Below are 16,631 nucleotides of genomic sequence, written 5' to 3'. Positions count from 1 at the left end.
TGACGCCCGGTCGGCGGTCAGCGGACGGCCGACCGGGCGTGAGCGGCCGTCAGGCGGTGGCGGGCCGGTTGCGTTCGAAGATCAGCCGCAGGCCGATCAGGGTCAGCCACGGCTCGTGCACGTCGATCGAGTCGGCCTCGCCCAGGACCAGCGGGGCGAGCCCGCCGGTGGCGATCACCTGGACGTCGTTGGGGTCCTTGGCCAGTTCCTTGGCCATCCGGTTGACCAGGCCGTCGACCTGCCCGGCGAAGCCGTACAGGATGCCCGACTGCATGCCCTCCACGGTGTTCTTGCCGATCACGTTCCGCGGGCGGGCCAGCTCGATCTTGCGGAGCATCGCGGTGCGGCCGCCCAGGGCGTCGACTGAGATCTCGATGCCCGGGGCGATCGCGCCGCCCACGTAGTCGCCGCGCGCGTTGATCGCGTCGAAGGTGGTGGCGGTGCCGAAGTCGACCACGATGCACGGCCCGCCGTACAGGTGGTTTGCGGCCAGCGCGTTGACGATCCGGTCCGCGCCGACCTCCTTCGGGTTGTCCATCAGCACGTGCACGCCGGTCTTCACGCCCGGCTCCACGATCACCGCCGGCACGTCCCCGTAGTACCGGCGGGTCACCTCGCGCAGCTCGTGCAGCACCGCCGGTACCGAGGAGCAGATCGCCAGGCCGGCCACCCGGTCGTCCGCCGAGACGATCGGGTGGGCGCCCATCAAGCCCTGGAGCAGCACCGCCATTTCGTCGGCGGTGCGGCGCGGGTCGGTGGAGATCCGCCAGTGCTCGACGATCTCCTCGCCGTCGAACAGGCCGAGCGTGGTCTGGGTGTTGCCGACGTCGATGGTGAGGAGCATGGGGCGCTTTCTGCTTGGAATGGTCAGGAACTGCGGAGGTCCAGGCCGATGTCCAGGATCGGCGAAGAGTGCGTCAGGGCGCCGACGGCCAGGAAGTCGACACCAGTCTCCGCGACCTCGCGCGCCGTGGCCAGGGTCAGACCGCCGGAAGCCTCCAGCTTCGCCCGGCCCGCGACCAGGGCGACCGCCTCGCGCAGCTGCTCGGTGCTGAAGTTGTCCAGCAGGATCAGGTCCGCGCCGGCCTCCAGGACCGGGGCGATCTGCTCGACGGTGTCGACCTCGACCTCGATCGGCAGCTCCGGGAACGCCTCCCGGACGGCGGTGAACGCCTCGGCGACGCCGCCGGCGGCGACCACGTGGTTGTCCTTCACCAGCGCCGCGTCGGAGAGCGCCATCCGGTGGTTGGCGCCGCCGCCCGCGCGGACCGCGAACTTCTCCAGCGCGCGCAGGCCCGGGGTGGTCTTGCGGGTGTCGCGGACCACCGCCTTGGTGCCCTCCAGGGCGTCCGCCCAGGCGCGGGTGGCGGTGGCGATGCCGGACAGGTGGCACAGCAGGTTCAGCGCCGAACGCTCGGCGGTGAGCAGGTCGCGGGTGCGGCTGCGCACCGAGAGCAGCACCTGGCCGGCCTCGACCGCGGCGCCGTCCTCGACGTGCCGCAGGACCTCGAACTCGTCCTCGCAGACCAGCGAGACGACCGCCTCGGCGACCCGCAGGCCCGCGACGACGCCCGCCTGACGGGCCGTGAAGTCCGCGGTCGCGACGGCCTCGGCGGGGACGGTCGCCACCGAGGTGACGTCCTCGCCGCCGGCCAGGTCCTCGGACAGGGCCATCATCGCCACGTCCTCGACCTCGACCGGGTCCAGGCCGGCCGCCTCCAGCAGCTCGGCCAGCGCCGGGTCGAGACCGGTCTCGTACACCTCGCCGTCGCCGCAGGCGCAGCCGTCGCCGCAACCGCCCTCGGCGGACTCGGCGTTGAGGAGAGGGAGTTCGTCGTGGGACATGGGTGAGGCTCCAAGGGGGTGCGGATCCGGGGCGGGGGTGGGCGTGAAACCGGGGGCGCCGGGAGGTACCGCCGGCGAAGCGAGGGGGCGGAACTGCGCGAGGTCGGAAGCGACGGTGGGTCGGATCCGGGATCGGCGGTGGCTCGGCTCCTCGGGCGGTGCAACTGGCTGTCGGGTCAAAGGTATTCGGTCGGTCGTCTTCCGCTTCGCGCGGTTCCCCGCGCCCCCTGCGGGGCGCGAAGAACGCGCGGGCGGAACGTCAGCCGCCGAGCGGGTGGGCGATGTGGCGCCGCCAGTGGGTGTCGTCGCGGTCGGGGAAGTCCTCGCGCCAGTGGCAGCCGCGGGTCTCCTCGCGGAGGGTCGCGGCGGCGGTGAGGGCGGTGGCGACCTGGTGGAGGTTGGTGGCTTCCCAGGTCTCGACGGACGGGGAGGCGGGGTCGGCCGGGTCGGCCAGGGCCGCCAGGCCCTTCCCGGTGGCGGACAGCGACTCCGCCGAGCGGATCACGCCCGCGCCGGTGGACATCAGGTGCTGGATCGCGCCGCGGCTCTCCGCGGGCAGCAGCGGCACCGGCACCGCGGCCCGGGCGGCGTCGGTGGTCACGGTGCGGGCGGGCAGCTGCCCGGCCTCGGCGAGCTCCGCCAGGTCGGCGGCGATCCGCTCGGCGAACACCAGGCCCTCCAGCAGCGAGTTGGAGGCCAGCCGGTTGGCGCCGTGCACGCCGGTGCAGGCGACCTCGCCGCAGGCGTACAGGCCGGGGACGGTGGTGCGGCCGTTCAGGTCGGTGCGGACGCCGCCGGAGGCGTAGTGCGCGGCGGGGGCGACCGGTATCGGCTCGGTGACCGGGTCGATGCCGTGGGCGCGGCAGGCGGCCAGGATGGTGGGGAAGCGGTGCTCCCACATCGCGGCGCCGAAGTGCCGCCCGTCCAGGTACATGTGCTCGGTGTCCTGGGCGTGCATCCGGCGGGTGATCGCCTTGGCGACGATGTCGCGCGGGGCGAGTTCGGCGAGCTCGTGCTGGCCGACCATGAAGCGCACGCCGTCGGCGTCGACCAGGTGCGCGCCCTCGCCGCGGACGGCCTCGGAGACCAGCGGCTGCTGGCCCTGCGCGTCCGCGCCGAGGAACAGCACGGTGGGGTGGAACTGGACGAACTCCAGGTCGGTGACCTCGGCGCCGGCCCGCAGGGCGAGCGCGACGCCGTCGCCGGTGGAGACCGCCGGGTTGGTGGTGGCGGAGAACACCTGTCCCATGCCGCCGGACGCCAGCACCACGGCGCGGGCCAGGATCGCGCCGACGCCGTCCCGCTGGCCCTCGCCCATCACGTGCAGGGTGACGCCGGAGGCGTGGCCGCCGGCGTCGGTGAGCAGGTCCAGCACCAGGGCGTGCTCGATGAGTTCGAGGCCCGGGTCGGCCTCGACGGCGGCGACCAGGGCGCGTTCGATCTCGGCGCCGGTGGCGTCGCCGCCGGCGTGCACGATCCGGTCCCGGTGGTGGCCGCCCTCGCGGGTGAGGACGATCTCGCCGTCCTCGTCGAGGTCGAACTCGGCGCCCACCTCGATGAGTCGGCGCACCGCGTCCGGGCCCTCGGTGACCAGCGTCCGGACGGCCTCCTCGTCGCACAGGCCGGCCCCGGCGACCAGGGTGTCCTGGAGGTGCTGCTCGGGGGTGTCGCCCTCGCCCAGGGCGGCGGCGACGCCGCCCTGGGCCCAGCGGGTGGAGCCGTCGTCGAGCATCGCCTTGGTGACCACCATGGCCCGCAGCCCGGCCTTGCGGATGTTGAGCGCGACAGTGAGCCCGGCCACGCCGGAGCCGACCACGACCACATCGGTGCTCGTGGTCCAGCCGGGGGCGGGGGCGGTCAGGCGATGCGGCATGACTTCTCCTTCAGTGCGCGGCGACGGCCGCGCCGTCGGCCCCACCGTACGCGGCGTCGCCGCGCAGCAGTCCGCTGCCCTCGGGGGCGTGCGCGGGGTCGCCGCCCAGGCCGGAGATCCGGTTGTGCTCGTCCACGAACACCACCTTCGGCAGGTAGGCCTTGGCCTCGGCGGTGTCCATCTGCCCGTAGGCGATCAGGATCACCAGGTCGCCGGGGTGGACCAGGCGGGCGGCGGCGCCGTTGATGCCGATGATGCCGGAGCCGCGCGGGCCGGCGATGGTGTAGGTCTCCAGCCGGGCGCCGTTGTCGATGTCGACGATGTGGACCAGCTCGCCGGGGAGCAGGTCCGCGGCGTCGAGCAGGTCCTCGTCGACCGTCACCGATCCCACGTAGTGCAGGTCGGCCTGGGTGACGGTGGCACGGTGGATCTTGGACTTGAGCATGGTGCGGAGCATGTGGTCACGCCTCTCTGAGTGCATGCCTCGGGCTACACGGCCCGTTATCGGACGATGATGCTCACGTTGTCGATCAGCCGGGTCGGACCGACCGCGGCCGCGAGCGCGAGCACCGCCTCGCCCTGGAAGTCGTCCGGCGCCTCGGTGAAGGACATCGGATCGATCAGGGCGAGGTAGTCGAGGGTGATGCCGTCCGCGCCGTCCGCGCCGTCCAGCACGGCGGCGGCCGCCTCGCGGACGGCCTTGGCGCCCTGGGCGCCGGCGTCGCGGCCGGCGAACAGCGCCCGGGAGAGCGCGAGCGCCCGGGTGCGCTCGTCGTCGGACAGGAAGCGGTTGCGGGAGGACAGCGCCAGGCCGTCCTCCTCGCGGACGGTCGGGACGCCGACGATCTCCACGTCGAAGTCCAGGTCCGCCACCATCCGGCGGATGATCGCCAGCTGCTGGGCGTCCTTCTCGCCGAAGACCGCGAAGTCCGGGTCGGTGATGTGCAGCAGCTTGGCGACGACGGTCAGCATGCCGTCGAAGTGGCCGGGGCGGGACGCGCCCTCGAAGCCCGCGCCCATCGGGCCCGCGGAGAGGCGCACCAGCGGCTCGCCGTTCGGGTACATCTCGTCGACGGACGGGGCGAACACCACGTCCGCGCCCATCTCCTCGGCGAGCGCGACGTCCGCGTCCAGGGAGCGCGGGTAGCGGTCCAGGTCCTCGCCGGCGCCGAACTGCAGCGGGTTCACGAACACCGTGACGGCCACCCGGCCGTCCTTGCCGACCTGCCGGCGGGCCTCCCGGACCAGCGCCGCGTGGCCCTGGTGCAGCGCGCCCATGGTCATCACCACGGCGTTGTCCACCGGCTGCTCGTCCGGCCAGAACGCCGCCTCGAACTCGTCCACGGTGCGGGTCAGCACCGCCTTGCGGACCTTCGCGGCCTTCGGGGCCTTCGCCGGGCGCCTGTCGCGTGCCATCAGTGCTTCTCCTCGTTCAGTACATCCAGCAGCGCCGCCGCCGGTTCCGGCTTCAACGATCCGTTGGCGACCGCCCGTTGCGCGGTCGCCTTCGCCATCGCCCGGTACGCCTGGCCGATGTCCGGGGTCACGGTGGCGAGTCGGTCGAGGTGCTTGCGCACCGTCCCCACGTCGCCCCGGGCGACCGGGCCGGTGAGGGCCAGGTCCCCGGAGCGCAGGGCGTTGTCCAGGGCCGCGCCGAGCAGCGGGCCGAGCATCTGGCCGGGCTCGGCGACGCCTGCGGTGCGCAGCAGCTCCATCGCCTGCGCGACCAGCGTGACCAGGTGGTTCGCGCCGTGCGCGAGGGCCGTGTGGTACAGCGGCCGGACGTCCTCGGGAATCCAGGACGGCTCGCCGCCCATCTCCACCACCAGCGCCTCGGCGACCGGACGCAGCTCCTCGGGCGCGGTCACCCCGAACGGGCAGCCGGCCAGCCGGGCCACGTCCACCGAGGTGCCGGTGAACGTCATCGCCGGGTGCAGCGCCAGCGGCAGCGCGCCCTTGCGGGTCGCGGGCTCCAGCACGGCCACGCCGTGCGCCCCCGAGGTGTGGACGAGCAGCTGGCCCGGACGGACGGCGTCGGTCGCGGCCAGCCCGCTCACCAGGTCCGGCAGGACGTCGTCCGGGACGGTCAGCAGCACCAGATCCGCCGCGGCCATCACCTGCGGCGGCGTCACCAGCCGGACGCCCGGCAGCAGGGTCTCGGCGCGACGCCGCGAGGCGGCGGACACACCGGACGCGGCAACCACCCGGTGCCCGGCCAACTGCAGGGCCGCACCCAGGGCAGGACCGACCCGGCCGGCCCCGACCACCCCGACAGCGAGCCGGGCCGGGCGGTTACCGGGGTCGGAGGGGTCTCCGAAGTCGTGCAGCACTCTTCCGTTCCAGTCCTCGGCGGGTACCAGACGTACCGCTCAATGGTACGGGCTGCGGGGGTGACCGTTACTGCGCCCGCCCACCCGTCCGCGACCCTCCGGCGCGAGGGGGACCGCCGGGGAGAGCACCGCCGGGGGCGCGGGGAACCGCGCGGGGCGGGCGGCGCCCGTCCGTGGGGTCGCGAGGCGGGCGCAGCGGGGTGTCAGGGGGTTTCGCCGGCTCGGACGAGGCCGTTCTCGTAGGCCAGGACGACGGCCTGGACGCGGTCGCGGAGGCCGAGCTTGGCGAGGATGCGGCCGACGTGGGTCTTGACGGTGGCTTCGGAGAGCACCAGGCGGGCGGCGATCTCGCCGTTGGAGAGGCCCTGGGCGACCAGCAGGAAGACCTCGCGTTCGCGTTCGGTGAGCGGGCCGACGACGGCGGAGCCGGGCGTCGCGGTGGGGGTGGGCAGCACCTCGGCGAAGCGGTCGATCATGCGGCGGGTGGTGGTGGGCGCGACCACCGCGTCGCCGCCGTGCACGGCGCGGATCGCGGCGACCAGCTCGGTCGGCGGCACGTCCTTGAGCAGGAAGCCGGACGCGCCGGCCTTGAGCGCGGCGAAGGCGTACTCGTCCAGGTCGAAGGTGGTGAGGATGAGCACCCGGGGCGCGCCCTCGATCGGGGTGCCGCGGTCGTCGAGGCAGATCCGGCGGGTGGCCTGGACGCCGTCGAGGCGGGGCATCCGGACGTCCATCAGGATCACGTCGACGTCGGCGGTGCGCAGTACCTCCAGTGCCTGCTGGCCGTCGCCGGCCTCCGCGGTGATCTCGATGTCGCCCTGCGACTGCAGCACCATCCGGAAGCCCGTGCGCAGCAGTTCCTGGTCGTCGACCAGCATGACGCGGATCGGCATCGGTCGGGTCTCCTTCATTTGGACACTTTGAGGGGCAGGACGGCCCTGATCCGGAAGCCGCCGCCGGGCCGGGGCCCGACGTCCAGGCTGCCGCTGACCATACCGACCCGTTCACGCATGCCGATCAGGCCGTGGCCGAGACCGTCGGTGCCGCCGGACAGCTGGTCGCGGGTGCTGCCGCGGCCGTCGTCCTCGACCAGGACCTCCAGGTCGCTGTCCCGGAAGTCGACGGAGACCTTGGCGTTGGCGTCCGGGCCGCCGTGCTTGCGGACGTTGGTGAGGGCCTCCTGGACGATCCGGTAGACCGTCAGCTCCAGGCCGCGGGGCAGGTCGCGGACCTCGCCGGTGGAGCTGAACTCGACCGGCAGGCCGGCGGTGCGGACCTGTTCGAGCAGGTCGGGGAGTTCCTCGACGCCGGGCTGCGGCACGTACTCGCCGGTGGTGTCGGCGGTGCGCAGCACGCCGAGCAGGCGGCGCATCTCGGCGAGCGCCTGGCGGCCGGTGGCGGCGATGGTGCCCAGCGCCTCCTTGGTCTGCTGCGGGGAGCTGTCCATCACGTAGGCGGCGCCGTCGGCCTGGACGATCATCACCGAGACGTTGTGCGCGACCACGTCGTGCAGTTCGCGGGCGATCCGGGCGCGTTCGGCGGCCACCGCGACCTGCGCCTGGGCGTCCCGTTCGCGTTCCAGCCGGGCCGCCCGGTCCTCCAGTTCGACCAGGTAGGCGCGGCGGACCCGGGTCAGCCGGCCCCACGCCCAGCACAGCACGAACGGGGTGGTCATCAGCGCGGCCAGGGCCACCCGCCTGGTGAGGGTGTCGTTCGTGCCATCGGGCGACGGAACCAGCCGCCACACGGTGAGCGACCCCGCCGAGAGGCTGGCGGCCAGTGCCAGCCTGGACGTCCAGGCCCGGCCGAAGGCCGCGCCGGTGTACGCGAACACCAGGTAGGCGGCGGAGGACACGCCGGGTTCGATCCGGCCGGCGACCTGGCTGAGGCCGAGCGCGACGGCCACCGCGGTGGTGAGGTCGGGCCGGCGCCGTCGGACCGCCATCATGAAGGGCAGGATCACCGCGATCGCCAGGCCCACCCACATCGCCGGCCCGGTGACCCGGTTCCCGTCGATGTCGGTCTGCTCCAGCGCCACCAACACGCCGAAGACCAGCACGATCAGTGCCCAGGCGGAGTCCACCACCACGGGATGTCGGCGTAGCCAGGCGTTGAGTCGATGCACGTGTCCAGCCTAGGGAATCGGACGGCATGTCCAGGTCCGTCGCAGGAGCGATCCCCGGCTACTCCCCAAGGTGGAGACCGCCTCCTACCGGTAACGTCGCCCGCTATGACATGGATGCGGTGGCGGCCCGCGATCGAACACGCGCTGTACCGGCCCGACGGCGGCTTCTACCGCGGTCCGGAGGGCCCGGCCGGGCACTTCCGCACCTCCGTGCACGCCTCCGCCCGGTTCGCCGGCGCGGTCGCCCGCCTGCTGGCCGGCGTCGACGCCGCGCTCGGCTCGCCGCCCCGGCTCGCCTTCGTCGACGTCGGCGCGGGCCGCGGCGAACTCACCGTCGCCGTCCGGGACGCACTGCCCGCCGGGCTGCGCGCCCGGGTCGCGTTCCACGCCGTCGAACTCGCCGACCGCCCGGCCGGCCTGCCGGGCAGCATCGCCTGGGGCCCCGAGCTGCCGTCCGGCGTCACCGGCCTGCTGTTCGCCAACGAGTGGCTCGACAACGTGCCGCTCGATGTCGCCGAACGCGACGAGAACGGGCGGCTGCGGTACGTCGAGGTCGCACCGGACGGCGGCGAACGGCTCGGCGAGCCGCTCGACGCGGACGACGCCGGGTGGGCCGAGCAGTGGTGGCCCGACGCCGAGCGGATCGAACTCGGCGCACCCCGGGACGCCGCCTGGGCCCGCGCGGTCGCCGCCCTGGACCACGGCCTCGCGGTGGCCGTCGACTACGCGCACACCCGTGACACCCGCCCGCCGTTCGGCACCCTCACCGGCTTCCGGGACGGCCGGCAGACCGCGCCCGTCCCCGACGGCAGCTGCGACCTCACCGCGCACGTCGCCCTCGACGCCGCCACCGCCCCCGGCCGGCCCGCCCTGCTCACCACCCAGCGCGCCGCGCTGCACGCCCTCGGCGTCAGCGGCGCCCGCCCGCCGCTCGCCCTCGCCGGCACCGACCCGGTCGGCTACCTGCGGGCGCTGGGCGGGGCCGGCGAGGCCGCCGAACTCACCGACCCGGCCGGACTCGGGGCGTTCCACTGGCTGGTCCAGGCCGTCCGCATGCCGGTACCGGAGGACCTCGCGGGCCTGCCGGGATGGCAGACTCTCCCCTCATGAAGGAGTCGACGGCCATGACGGAGACCACGGTCGGCATCGGCCCGGGCGCGCAGAACCTGCCCGGGGAGCCCGGCAGCACCGACATGGTGCTCAACATCGGTCCCCAGCACCCGTCCACGCACGGCGTGCTGCGCCTGAAGCTGGTCCTCGACGGGGAGCGGATCAGGTCCGCCGAACCCGTCATCGGGTACATGCACCGCGGCGCGGAGAAGCTCTTCGAGGCCCGTGACTACCGGCAGATCATCATGCTGGCCAACCGGCACGACTGGCTGTCCGCCTTCGCCAACGAACTCGGCGTGGTGCTCGCCGTCGAGCGGATGCTCGGCATGGAGGTCCCCGAGCGGGCGGTCTGGCTGCGGACCCTGCTCGCCGAACTCAACCGGGTGCTCAACCACCTGATGTTCCTCGGGTCCTACCCCCTGGAACTGGGCGGGATCACGCCGATCTTCCACTCCTTCAACGGCCGCGAGGAGCTCCAGCACGTCCTGGAGGAGGCCTCCGGCGGCCGCATGCACTACATGTTCAACCGGGTCGGCGGCCTGAAGGAGGACCTGCCGGCCGGCTGGCTCGGCCGGGTCCGGGCCGCGATCGGCGTGGTCCGCTCGCAGCTGCCGGTCTTCGAGGACCTGGTGCTCGGCAACGAGATCTTCCGCGGACGGACGGCCGGCATCGGCGTCCTCTCCCGCGAGCACGTCCACGCGTACGGCGTCAGCGGGCCGATCGCCCGGGCCAGCGGCGTCGACTTCGACCTGCGCCGCGACGAGCCGTACCTCGCGTACGGCGAACTCCAGGACGTCCTGCGGGTTCCCGTCCGGGAGGAGGGCGACTGCCTGGCGCGGTTCGAGTGCCTGCTCGAACAGACCGCGAACTCGCTCGACCTGGCCGACGCGTGCCTGGACCGGCTGGTGGAGATGCCCTCCGGGCCGATCAACCTGCGGCTGCCCAAGGTGCTCAAGGCTCCCGAGGGGGAGACGTACGCCTGGACCGAGAACCCGCTCGGGCTGAACGGGTACTACCTGGTGTCGCGCGGCGAGAAGACGCCTTGGCGGCTGAAGCTGCGGTCGGCGTCGTTCAACAACATCCAGGCGCTGACGGAGCTGCTGCCGGGGACGCTGGTGGCGGACATGGTGGCGATCCTGGGGTCGATGTTCTTCGTGGTCGGAGACATCGACAAATAGGAGGGAAGGCAGACGGGAGGCAGAACAGGGGCTCGGGGAACGGCGAGGTCCTGTTGCCGGCGGTCGAGGACAGCGGTTGGCCATGGCTGCGGCGGGCCTCAGGACGGGAACCGGAAACGGCGGAACGCAAAGCGCCCTGCTGGTCCTCCGCAGACATGGCCCCGCCGTTCCCCGAGCCCCTGGTGGTGACCCTTTACTGCCCGGCCGGGTGCGGGGCGTGGCGGGGGTTGTGGGACTTGCAGAGGGTGACGAGCGTCTCGTACGCCTCGGGGCCCATGAGTTCGACGAGTTCGGGGCGGTAGGAGACGTAGACCGGGTCGGGGGCGTTGTGGGCCTCGGGGGAGCCGGTGCACCACCAGTGGAGGTCGTGGCCGCCGGGGCCCCAGCCGCGGCGGTCGTACTCGCCGATGGTGACCTGGAGGTAGCGGGTGTCGTCGGGGCGGTCGATCCAGTCGTAGGTGCGGCGGATCGGGAGCTGCCAGCAGACGTCGGGCTTGGTTCGGAGCGGGTCGAGGCCCTCGCGGAGGGCGAGGACGTGCAGGGCGCAGCCGGCGCCGCCGGGGAAGCCGGGGCTGTTGAGGAAGAGGCAGGCGCCGTTGACGCGGCGGGTCTGGCGGTCGCCGTCCTCGTCGAACATGGTGATGCCGCCGTCGCGGCGGATCCGGCCCTTGGCGTCGGTGCCCTCGGCGTGGTTCTCCCAGATGTCCGGGGTGAGGCGGGCGGCGTGCTCGGCGACGCGCTGTTCGTCGTCCTTGTCGGAGTAGTGCGCGCCGAGGGTGCAGCAGCCGTCGGAGGCGCCGCGGCCGGGCTGGATGCCGTGACAGCCCTTGCCGAAGATGCAGCCCCAGTTGGAGGTGAGCCAGGTGAGGTCGCAGCGGAACACCTGGTCGTCGTCGGCGGGGTCGTTGAACTCGACCCAGGCGCGCGGGAAGTCGAGGGCGACTTCGCGGACGGTGGGCATCGCCAGGTCGACGACCGGGCCCTTGGCGGGCTTGGGGTCCTTGCCGGACTTCTTGGACTTCTTGCTCTTCGCGCTCTCAGCTGGTGCCACCCGGCAAGGGTATGGCCTCGGCCCCGGCGGCCGTGGTGCGGCGGCGTGGCTTTTGGGACGGTCTGTCGGGGTTGGGTGGTTTTTCGGGGGGCCCGGCGGGCGGTGTAGGTGAAACGGCTGTGAAAAGGGCCGCAGCCCGGGCGGCGGTGGCCGTGCGCGGCCCTAGGATGGCCCAGCCGGGGGTAGGTCGGGCGCACGGGCGCCCTTGCACGGGGGAGTGCACATGGGCGACAAGGTCGTCATCCGGTCGTGGGAACTCCACGGCGAGGGACGGGAGTTCGAGACCGTCTCGACGGAGTTCGGCAGTGCGGCGAAGCAGTTGGAGAGCGGGCTGGCGGCGCTGGGCGCGCCGTGGGGCGGTGACGCCCCGGGCCAGCCGTTCGGCGTCGCGTACGGCGAGGCCCGGGAGGGCGTGCTGGCCGGTCTGCAGGGCCTGGCGGAGCGGCTCGGCCGGATCGGTCAGGGCCTGCACACGATGGCGGACAGCGTCGAGCGCACCGACAGCGAGATCAGCGCGGACTTCAACGCGCCGTCGCTGAACCACCCGACCGCAACCGGCCGGGCCTGAACCGCAGTCAGAGCACGCGGCGGGCGGCTGTGCACGCCGAACCGCACCACCCGAAGGGGGAGCACGTGTCCAGGAACCTGCCGGAGGAACTCGCCCCCGCGCTGGCACGGACCGGCCACGCGTGGCCGCAGGCGGACGAGGACGGGCTGCGTCGGGCGGCCGCCCTGTGGCGGGAGTTCGGCTCGGAGGCGGAGGCCCTGGTGCGCCGCGGCAACACCTCCGCGCAGCGGGTGTCGGGGGAGAACTCCGGCCCCGCGGTGGAGGCGTTCAGCGCGCACTGGCAGCAGTTCAGCGGCGGCGGGCGCGGCCAGCTGGACGACGCCTCCGCGGCGGCCGGCCTGGTGGCCGCCGCGCTGGACAAGGCGGCGGGCGTGGTCGACCACAGCAAGGTCGACATCATCGCGGTGCTCCAGGAGCTGACCGAGAAGATCCGGGCGGCGGACGCGGCCGAGGCGAAGGCGAAGGCGCAGATCGCGCAGGCCGGCAAGGAGATCACCTCCGGGGTCGGCGGCGTGCTCTCCGGGCTGGCGTCCGGCGCGGTCGCGGTGGTGAAGGAGGGCGTGGCCGAGGCCGAGGAGCTGGCCGCGGTCGCGGACGCCAAGCGGAAGATCGGCCAGCTGCTGGAGCAGCTGGAACGGGACATGGCGGAGGCGGCGAAGTCGCTCGCCAAGGAGCCGCCGCTGGTCGCCCTGGAGCGGATCGCCCAGACGGACGGCCGCGGCCTGCACGGCGAGAAGCGCGAGGGTTCGATGGCCGCCCGCTCCGGGCAGGTCACCGGCGTGCTGGCGAGCGTCGGCGTGGCCCGCTCGGTGGACGTCGCCGGCGTGGCCGGCGTGCACGCCGAGCTGAAGGCCGACGGCACCGTCAAGACCGACCGGAACGGCAACCCGGTGCTGGTCGGCGACGACGGCCAGCGGGTCAAGGGCGTCGAAGGCGTGAAGGTCGCCCAGGGCGCCGACGGCACCCAGCAGTTGGTCGGCCCGGACGGCAAGCCGGTCAGCGGTGTGGCGATGGGCGAGGACGGCAAGCCGCTGCTCGGCAAGGACGGCAAGCCGGTGCTGGTCGGCCTGACCGGCGCGCTGGTCGGCACCGGCATCACGCTGGCCCTCGGCCTGGACGGCCACCCCAAGCTCGACGGCGACGGCCACCCGGTGATGATGGCCGCCAACGGCACCCCGGTCTCCGGCCTGGTCGCCGACCAGAAGGGCCACCTGCTGATGGGCGGCGACGGCCAGGCCGTCACCGTGAACGCCGCCATGCAGGCGGTCGGCCCGAACGGGCAGATCGTCCAGTTCGGCGCCGACGGCCGCCCGCTCGACCTGATCGGCCCGGACGGGAAGCCCGTCCCGATCGCCGACAGCCAGAACAACGGCGCGTTCGGGAACCCGCACGGCAACCACGGCGGCGGCCACGGCGACCAGAGCAACGGCAACGGCCCGCTGGGCAACGGCCCGAACGGCCGCGGCGGGCCGAACGGCAACGGCAGCGGCCCGCTGGGCAACGGCCCGCTGAGCGGCCTGCCGGGCACGGCCGACGCCGTGCTCGACCCGCTGGGCGGCAGCGACCCGGGCCACGTGCAGTCCGCCCCGGCGGCCGGCGGGCACCGCGGCGGCGCCGGCAGCTCGGGCAACTCCGGCTACCAGAACAACCCGGCTCCCGTGTACGGCAGTTCGCACAGCGCCCCGGCCGGTGGCGGCGGTTCGTACGGCGGCGGCGGTTCGTACGGCGGCGGTGGCGGCGGCTGGGCCCCGGACGTCCCCTCGCCCGCGCCGTCGCACGGGCCGGTGACGGTGCACGTCGACTCGGTGCTGACGCCGCCCGCGCCGAACCTCCCGCCGACGGTGGACGGCGGCGACATCTGGTCGTCCAACGGCGGCGCCGGCGGTGGCGGCGGCGGGATCCACCGCGGCGGCGACTCCGGGTCGGTGTTCGGCGGCGGCGGTTCGTCCGGCGGCGGCTCCTCGATCCAGCTCGGCCCGGTCGGCGGCGGCGCCCCGGCCGCCGGCGGCGGTCTGCCGGTCGGCGGCGGTGCGCTCGGCGGTGGGCCGGTGGCCGGTGCCGGCCCGGTCGGCGGCGGTGCGCCCGTCGGCACGCCCGGTGCGGCCGGCGCTCCCGGCGCCCCGGGTGCGGCGGCCGGTGCGCCCGGCGCCTCCGGTGCGGCGGCCGGTGCCGCGGCGGGCGCCCCCGGTGCGCCCGGCGCTGCCGCCGGTGCGGCTCCCGGCGCCCCCGGCGCGGGCGGGCAGGGCGGCTCGGCAGCGGCGGTGGTCGGTGTCGGCCAGCACGCGGCGGACGGCCGCCCGGTGGCGGCCCGGCCGGTGGCCGGCCCCGTCCCGCCCGCGGGCGGCGGCGGCATCGGCCAGCACGCCCCCGGCGGCCCCGTCCGGCACGACCCGCTGCCGGACGTCCGGCGGTCCGGCTCCGTCGACGAGTCCGGTGCGTCGGTGCACCAGGCGTCCGCGGCCTGGCTGGTGATGACCAGCGGCGGCCCCGGCGGCCCGGTGCGGCCCGGCTCCGTCGAGCAGCCGGTGCGCACCCTCGCCGACAGCCGCCCGTACGGGCTGCCCGGCGGGCTCGGCCCGGTCGATCCCGCGCACCGGGCCGAGGTGGTGCGCCGCACCCCCGCGCCGTACCCGGACCCGATGATCGGCGAGTGGATCGAGGTCCTCAACGGCGGCGGCCCGGCCGAGAGCGGACGCGCCAACAACTGCGTGGACGTCGCCCTGTCGGCCGTCGACACCCTCGGCGCCGCGCCGACCTGCGCCGCGCCCCGGCTGCCCGACGGCCCGGCCGGCGAGCGCGGCGGACGCGACCGCGCCGAGCTGGAACTCGGCACCCGCTTCCTCGACCTGGGCAGCGGCGACGACGCGCACGGCAAGCTCGGCCAGGCGCTGCTCGCGCACGGCACCGGCACCCGCGCGGTGCTGCTGACCGTCGACGGCTTCGGCCGCTCGCACACCTGGAACGCGGTCAACCACAAGGGCGTGCTCAGCTACCTCGACCACCAGACCGGCTACGCCGCGCCCAGCCCGCTCTACCCGGCCGACCACGGCCTGTGGGCGATCGCGGTGGACGCCGCCGACCGGCCGATCGACCTGTCCGCGCCGCTGCCGGCCACCGTCGCCGTCCCCGCCGGGGCCGTCGCCGCGGCGGCCGAGCAGGTGCCGGTCACCGTCGGCGCGCCCGCCGACGAGCCGGCCGCGGACGTCCGGCCCGCGGCAGCGCCGCCGCGCTCCCGGCTCACCATCCACCGCACCACCGGGAGCACCAGCCGATGATCACCCGTGAACAGGCCCTCGCCACCGCCCACCGCTGGGTCAACGGCGACCTCCCCCAGGAGGGTTCACGGCCTGTCAGGTGCCACGAGTTCGACCTCGGCTGGGTGCTCTGGCCGGAGCCCGCGCCGATCCTCACCGACCCGCTCACCGGCGCGCGCCGCGCGCCCGAGGAGATCGGCGCGGCCTGCGCCGTGGTCGACCGGGTCAGCGGCGAGCTCACCGTCTTCCCGTCCGTCCCGGTGCCCGTGGTGGAGCGGCTCTACCGCGACCGCCTCGGCGCCGGCAGCCACAACCCGGCGCTGCCGCCCGTCACCGGCCCCGGCACCCGGGCCGTGATCGGCTACCGGGACGACAAGGGCGTCACCCGGTCGCTGACCGTGCACTCCGCGCACGGCCGCCCGCACCCCGCGCTGCGCGCCTGGCAGCAGCTGTCCGCGCAGGGCGTCGCGCTCGACGACCTGGTCGCGCTCCGCACCGACCTGCGGCTGTCGATGCTCCCCGGCGGCTACTGGGAGCACGTCATCGCGGCCCGGCTGCCCGGCGTCCGGATCGAGTTCGAGCAGCCGTACGGGCCGCGCCACGACCACCGGGCGGCCGCCGTCCGGTCCCTGGTCGCCCGCACCGGCCGGATTTACAACCGGGTGCCGTTCCCGCTCGCCGTGCCGCCCGCCCAGCCCGAGGACGAGAAGGGCCTCGGGCAGCGGCTGGCCGCACTGTTCGGCGAGGACGGCACGCACCGCTTCGAGCAGGTCGAGGTGCTCGCCGCCGACCTGCCCGAGCCCGCCGCCCGCGCCCTGCAGCGCACCGGTCTGCCGCGGGTGGTGCCCGGCTTCTTCACCCTCCACCTGCCGGAGAGCGACGGCATCGCCGAGCAGGCCGCGCCCGTCCTGCCGGACTTCGCCGAGTACCTCGGCGCGCTCGGCCGCGGCCGGCGGGCCACCGCGGCGGCCCGCGCCGCGCTGCTCGGGCAGCGGCTGCTCGGCACCGACGGCTGGGCGCTGTTCACCGTCGACACCGCGCAGGGCCGGGTCCGCGCCGTCGACCCGGACACCTGCGAGGCCCGCTACTGCAACACCGACCTGACCGCCTTCACCCGCTGTCTGGCGCTGCTCGCCGAGCGCTACCCACGCCTGCGCGACCTGCCGCCCGAGCAGGCCGGCCCCGCCGTCGCCGAGTTCCAGTGGGCGCTGTCCGCGCTCGACCGGACCGCCCTGCGCGACCCGGAGAACTGGTGGGCGGTCATCGTCGAACAGCTCTGGGACGGCCTGCTGTGACC

The 16,631-nt window shown here is 74.7% G+C and carries 14 protein-coding genes; 5 read left to right on the top strand and 9 right to left on the bottom strand.

Features of this window, described 5'->3' with window-relative positions:
- Positions 1–49: 49 nt before the first annotated feature.
- The 8 genes from ACIQF6_RS06520 to ACIQF6_RS06485 all read right to left on the bottom strand — a co-directional run bounded on the left by ACIQF6_RS06520 (position 50) and on the right by ACIQF6_RS06485 (position 8,173).
- Positions 50–844, bottom strand: a complete 795-nt coding sequence (locus ACIQF6_RS06520; RefSeq protein ID WP_035863765.1) for a type III pantothenate kinase — start codon at positions 842–844, stop codon at positions 50–52.
- A 23-nt stretch (positions 845–867) separates the two neighbouring features.
- Positions 868–1,845, bottom strand: coding sequence for a carboxylating nicotinate-nucleotide diphosphorylase (nadC, locus tag ACIQF6_RS06515; protein WP_400890829.1), 978 nt, complete (start codon positions 1,843–1,845; stop codon positions 868–870).
- A gap of 259 nt (positions 1,846–2,104) precedes the next feature.
- Complete coding sequence (locus ACIQF6_RS06510) at positions 2,105–3,718, bottom strand: L-aspartate oxidase (RefSeq protein ID WP_400890826.1); 1,614 nt, start codon at positions 3,716–3,718, stop codon at positions 2,105–2,107.
- 10 nt (positions 3,719–3,728) lie between these two features.
- Positions 3,729–4,175: an aspartate 1-decarboxylase gene (gene panD / locus ACIQF6_RS06505; RefSeq protein WP_400890823.1), complete on the bottom strand. Its 447-nt coding sequence runs from the start codon at positions 4,173–4,175 to the stop codon at positions 3,729–3,731.
- A 44-nt stretch (positions 4,176–4,219) separates the two neighbouring features.
- Complete coding sequence (gene panC, locus ACIQF6_RS06500) at positions 4,220–5,134, bottom strand: pantoate--beta-alanine ligase (RefSeq protein WP_400890820.1); 915 nt, start codon at positions 5,132–5,134, stop codon at positions 4,220–4,222.
- A complete protein-coding gene (locus tag ACIQF6_RS06495; RefSeq protein ID WP_400890817.1) occupies positions 5,134–6,048 on the bottom strand; it encodes a Rossmann-like and DUF2520 domain-containing protein in 915 nt (304 codons plus the stop codon). Before ACIQF6_RS06495 ends, panC begins: the two co-directional genes overlap by 1 nt.
- Before the next feature lie 203 nt (positions 6,049–6,251).
- Entirely contained in the window at positions 6,252–6,941 is a 690-nt protein-coding gene (locus ACIQF6_RS06490) for a response regulator (RefSeq protein WP_400892154.1), read from the bottom strand.
- A gap of 14 nt (positions 6,942–6,955) precedes the next feature.
- On the bottom strand, positions 6,956–8,173 hold the full coding sequence (locus ACIQF6_RS06485; protein ID WP_400890814.1) for a sensor histidine kinase: 1,218 nt from the start codon (positions 8,171–8,173) through the stop codon (positions 6,956–6,958).
- A 105-nt stretch (positions 8,174–8,278) separates the two neighbouring features.
- Between ACIQF6_RS06485 and ACIQF6_RS06480 the strand changes: the two genes are divergently transcribed.
- Both ACIQF6_RS06480 and ACIQF6_RS06475 read left to right on the top strand, forming a co-directional pair.
- A complete protein-coding gene (locus ACIQF6_RS06480) occupies positions 8,279–9,283 on the top strand; it encodes an SAM-dependent methyltransferase (RefSeq protein WP_400890811.1) in 1,005 nt (334 codons plus the stop codon).
- Positions 9,284–9,297: 14 nt separating this feature from the next.
- Complete coding sequence (locus ACIQF6_RS06475; RefSeq protein WP_400890808.1) at positions 9,298–10,461, top strand: NADH-quinone oxidoreductase subunit D; 1,164 nt, start codon at positions 9,298–9,300, stop codon at positions 10,459–10,461.
- Positions 10,462–10,654: 193 nt separating this feature from the next.
- Here the strand turns inward: ACIQF6_RS06475 and ACIQF6_RS06470 are convergent, their stop codons facing one another.
- Complete coding sequence (locus ACIQF6_RS06470) at positions 10,655–11,512, bottom strand: hypothetical protein (protein ID WP_400890805.1); 858 nt, start codon at positions 11,510–11,512, stop codon at positions 10,655–10,657.
- 223 nt (positions 11,513–11,735) lie between these two features.
- On the opposite strand from ACIQF6_RS06470, the gene ACIQF6_RS06465 reads away from it, so the two are divergent.
- The 3 genes from ACIQF6_RS06465 (at position 11,736) to ACIQF6_RS06455 (ending at position 16,629) form a co-directional block, all read left to right on the top strand.
- Complete coding sequence (locus tag ACIQF6_RS06465; RefSeq protein ID WP_400890802.1) at positions 11,736–12,080, top strand: WXG100 family type VII secretion target; 345 nt, start codon at positions 11,736–11,738, stop codon at positions 12,078–12,080.
- 65 nt (positions 12,081–12,145) lie between these two features.
- A complete protein-coding gene (locus ACIQF6_RS06460; RefSeq protein WP_400890799.1) occupies positions 12,146–15,355 on the top strand; it encodes a toxin glutamine deamidase domain-containing protein in 3,210 nt (1,069 codons plus the stop codon).
- Positions 15,352–16,629, top strand: coding sequence for an SUKH-4 family immunity protein (locus tag ACIQF6_RS06455; RefSeq protein WP_400890796.1), 1,278 nt, complete (start codon positions 15,352–15,354; stop codon positions 16,627–16,629). Before ACIQF6_RS06460 ends, ACIQF6_RS06455 begins: the two co-directional genes overlap by 4 nt.
- Positions 16,630–16,631 lie beyond the last annotated feature (2 nt).

The organism is Kitasatospora sp. NPDC092948 (genome assembly GCF_044754805.1).
Classification (GTDB): domain Bacteria; phylum Actinomycetota; class Actinomycetes; order Streptomycetales; family Streptomycetaceae; genus Kitasatospora.
Note: the sequence above shows the minus strand (reverse complement) of the source record. Positions and strands in the feature narration are given on the sequence as shown.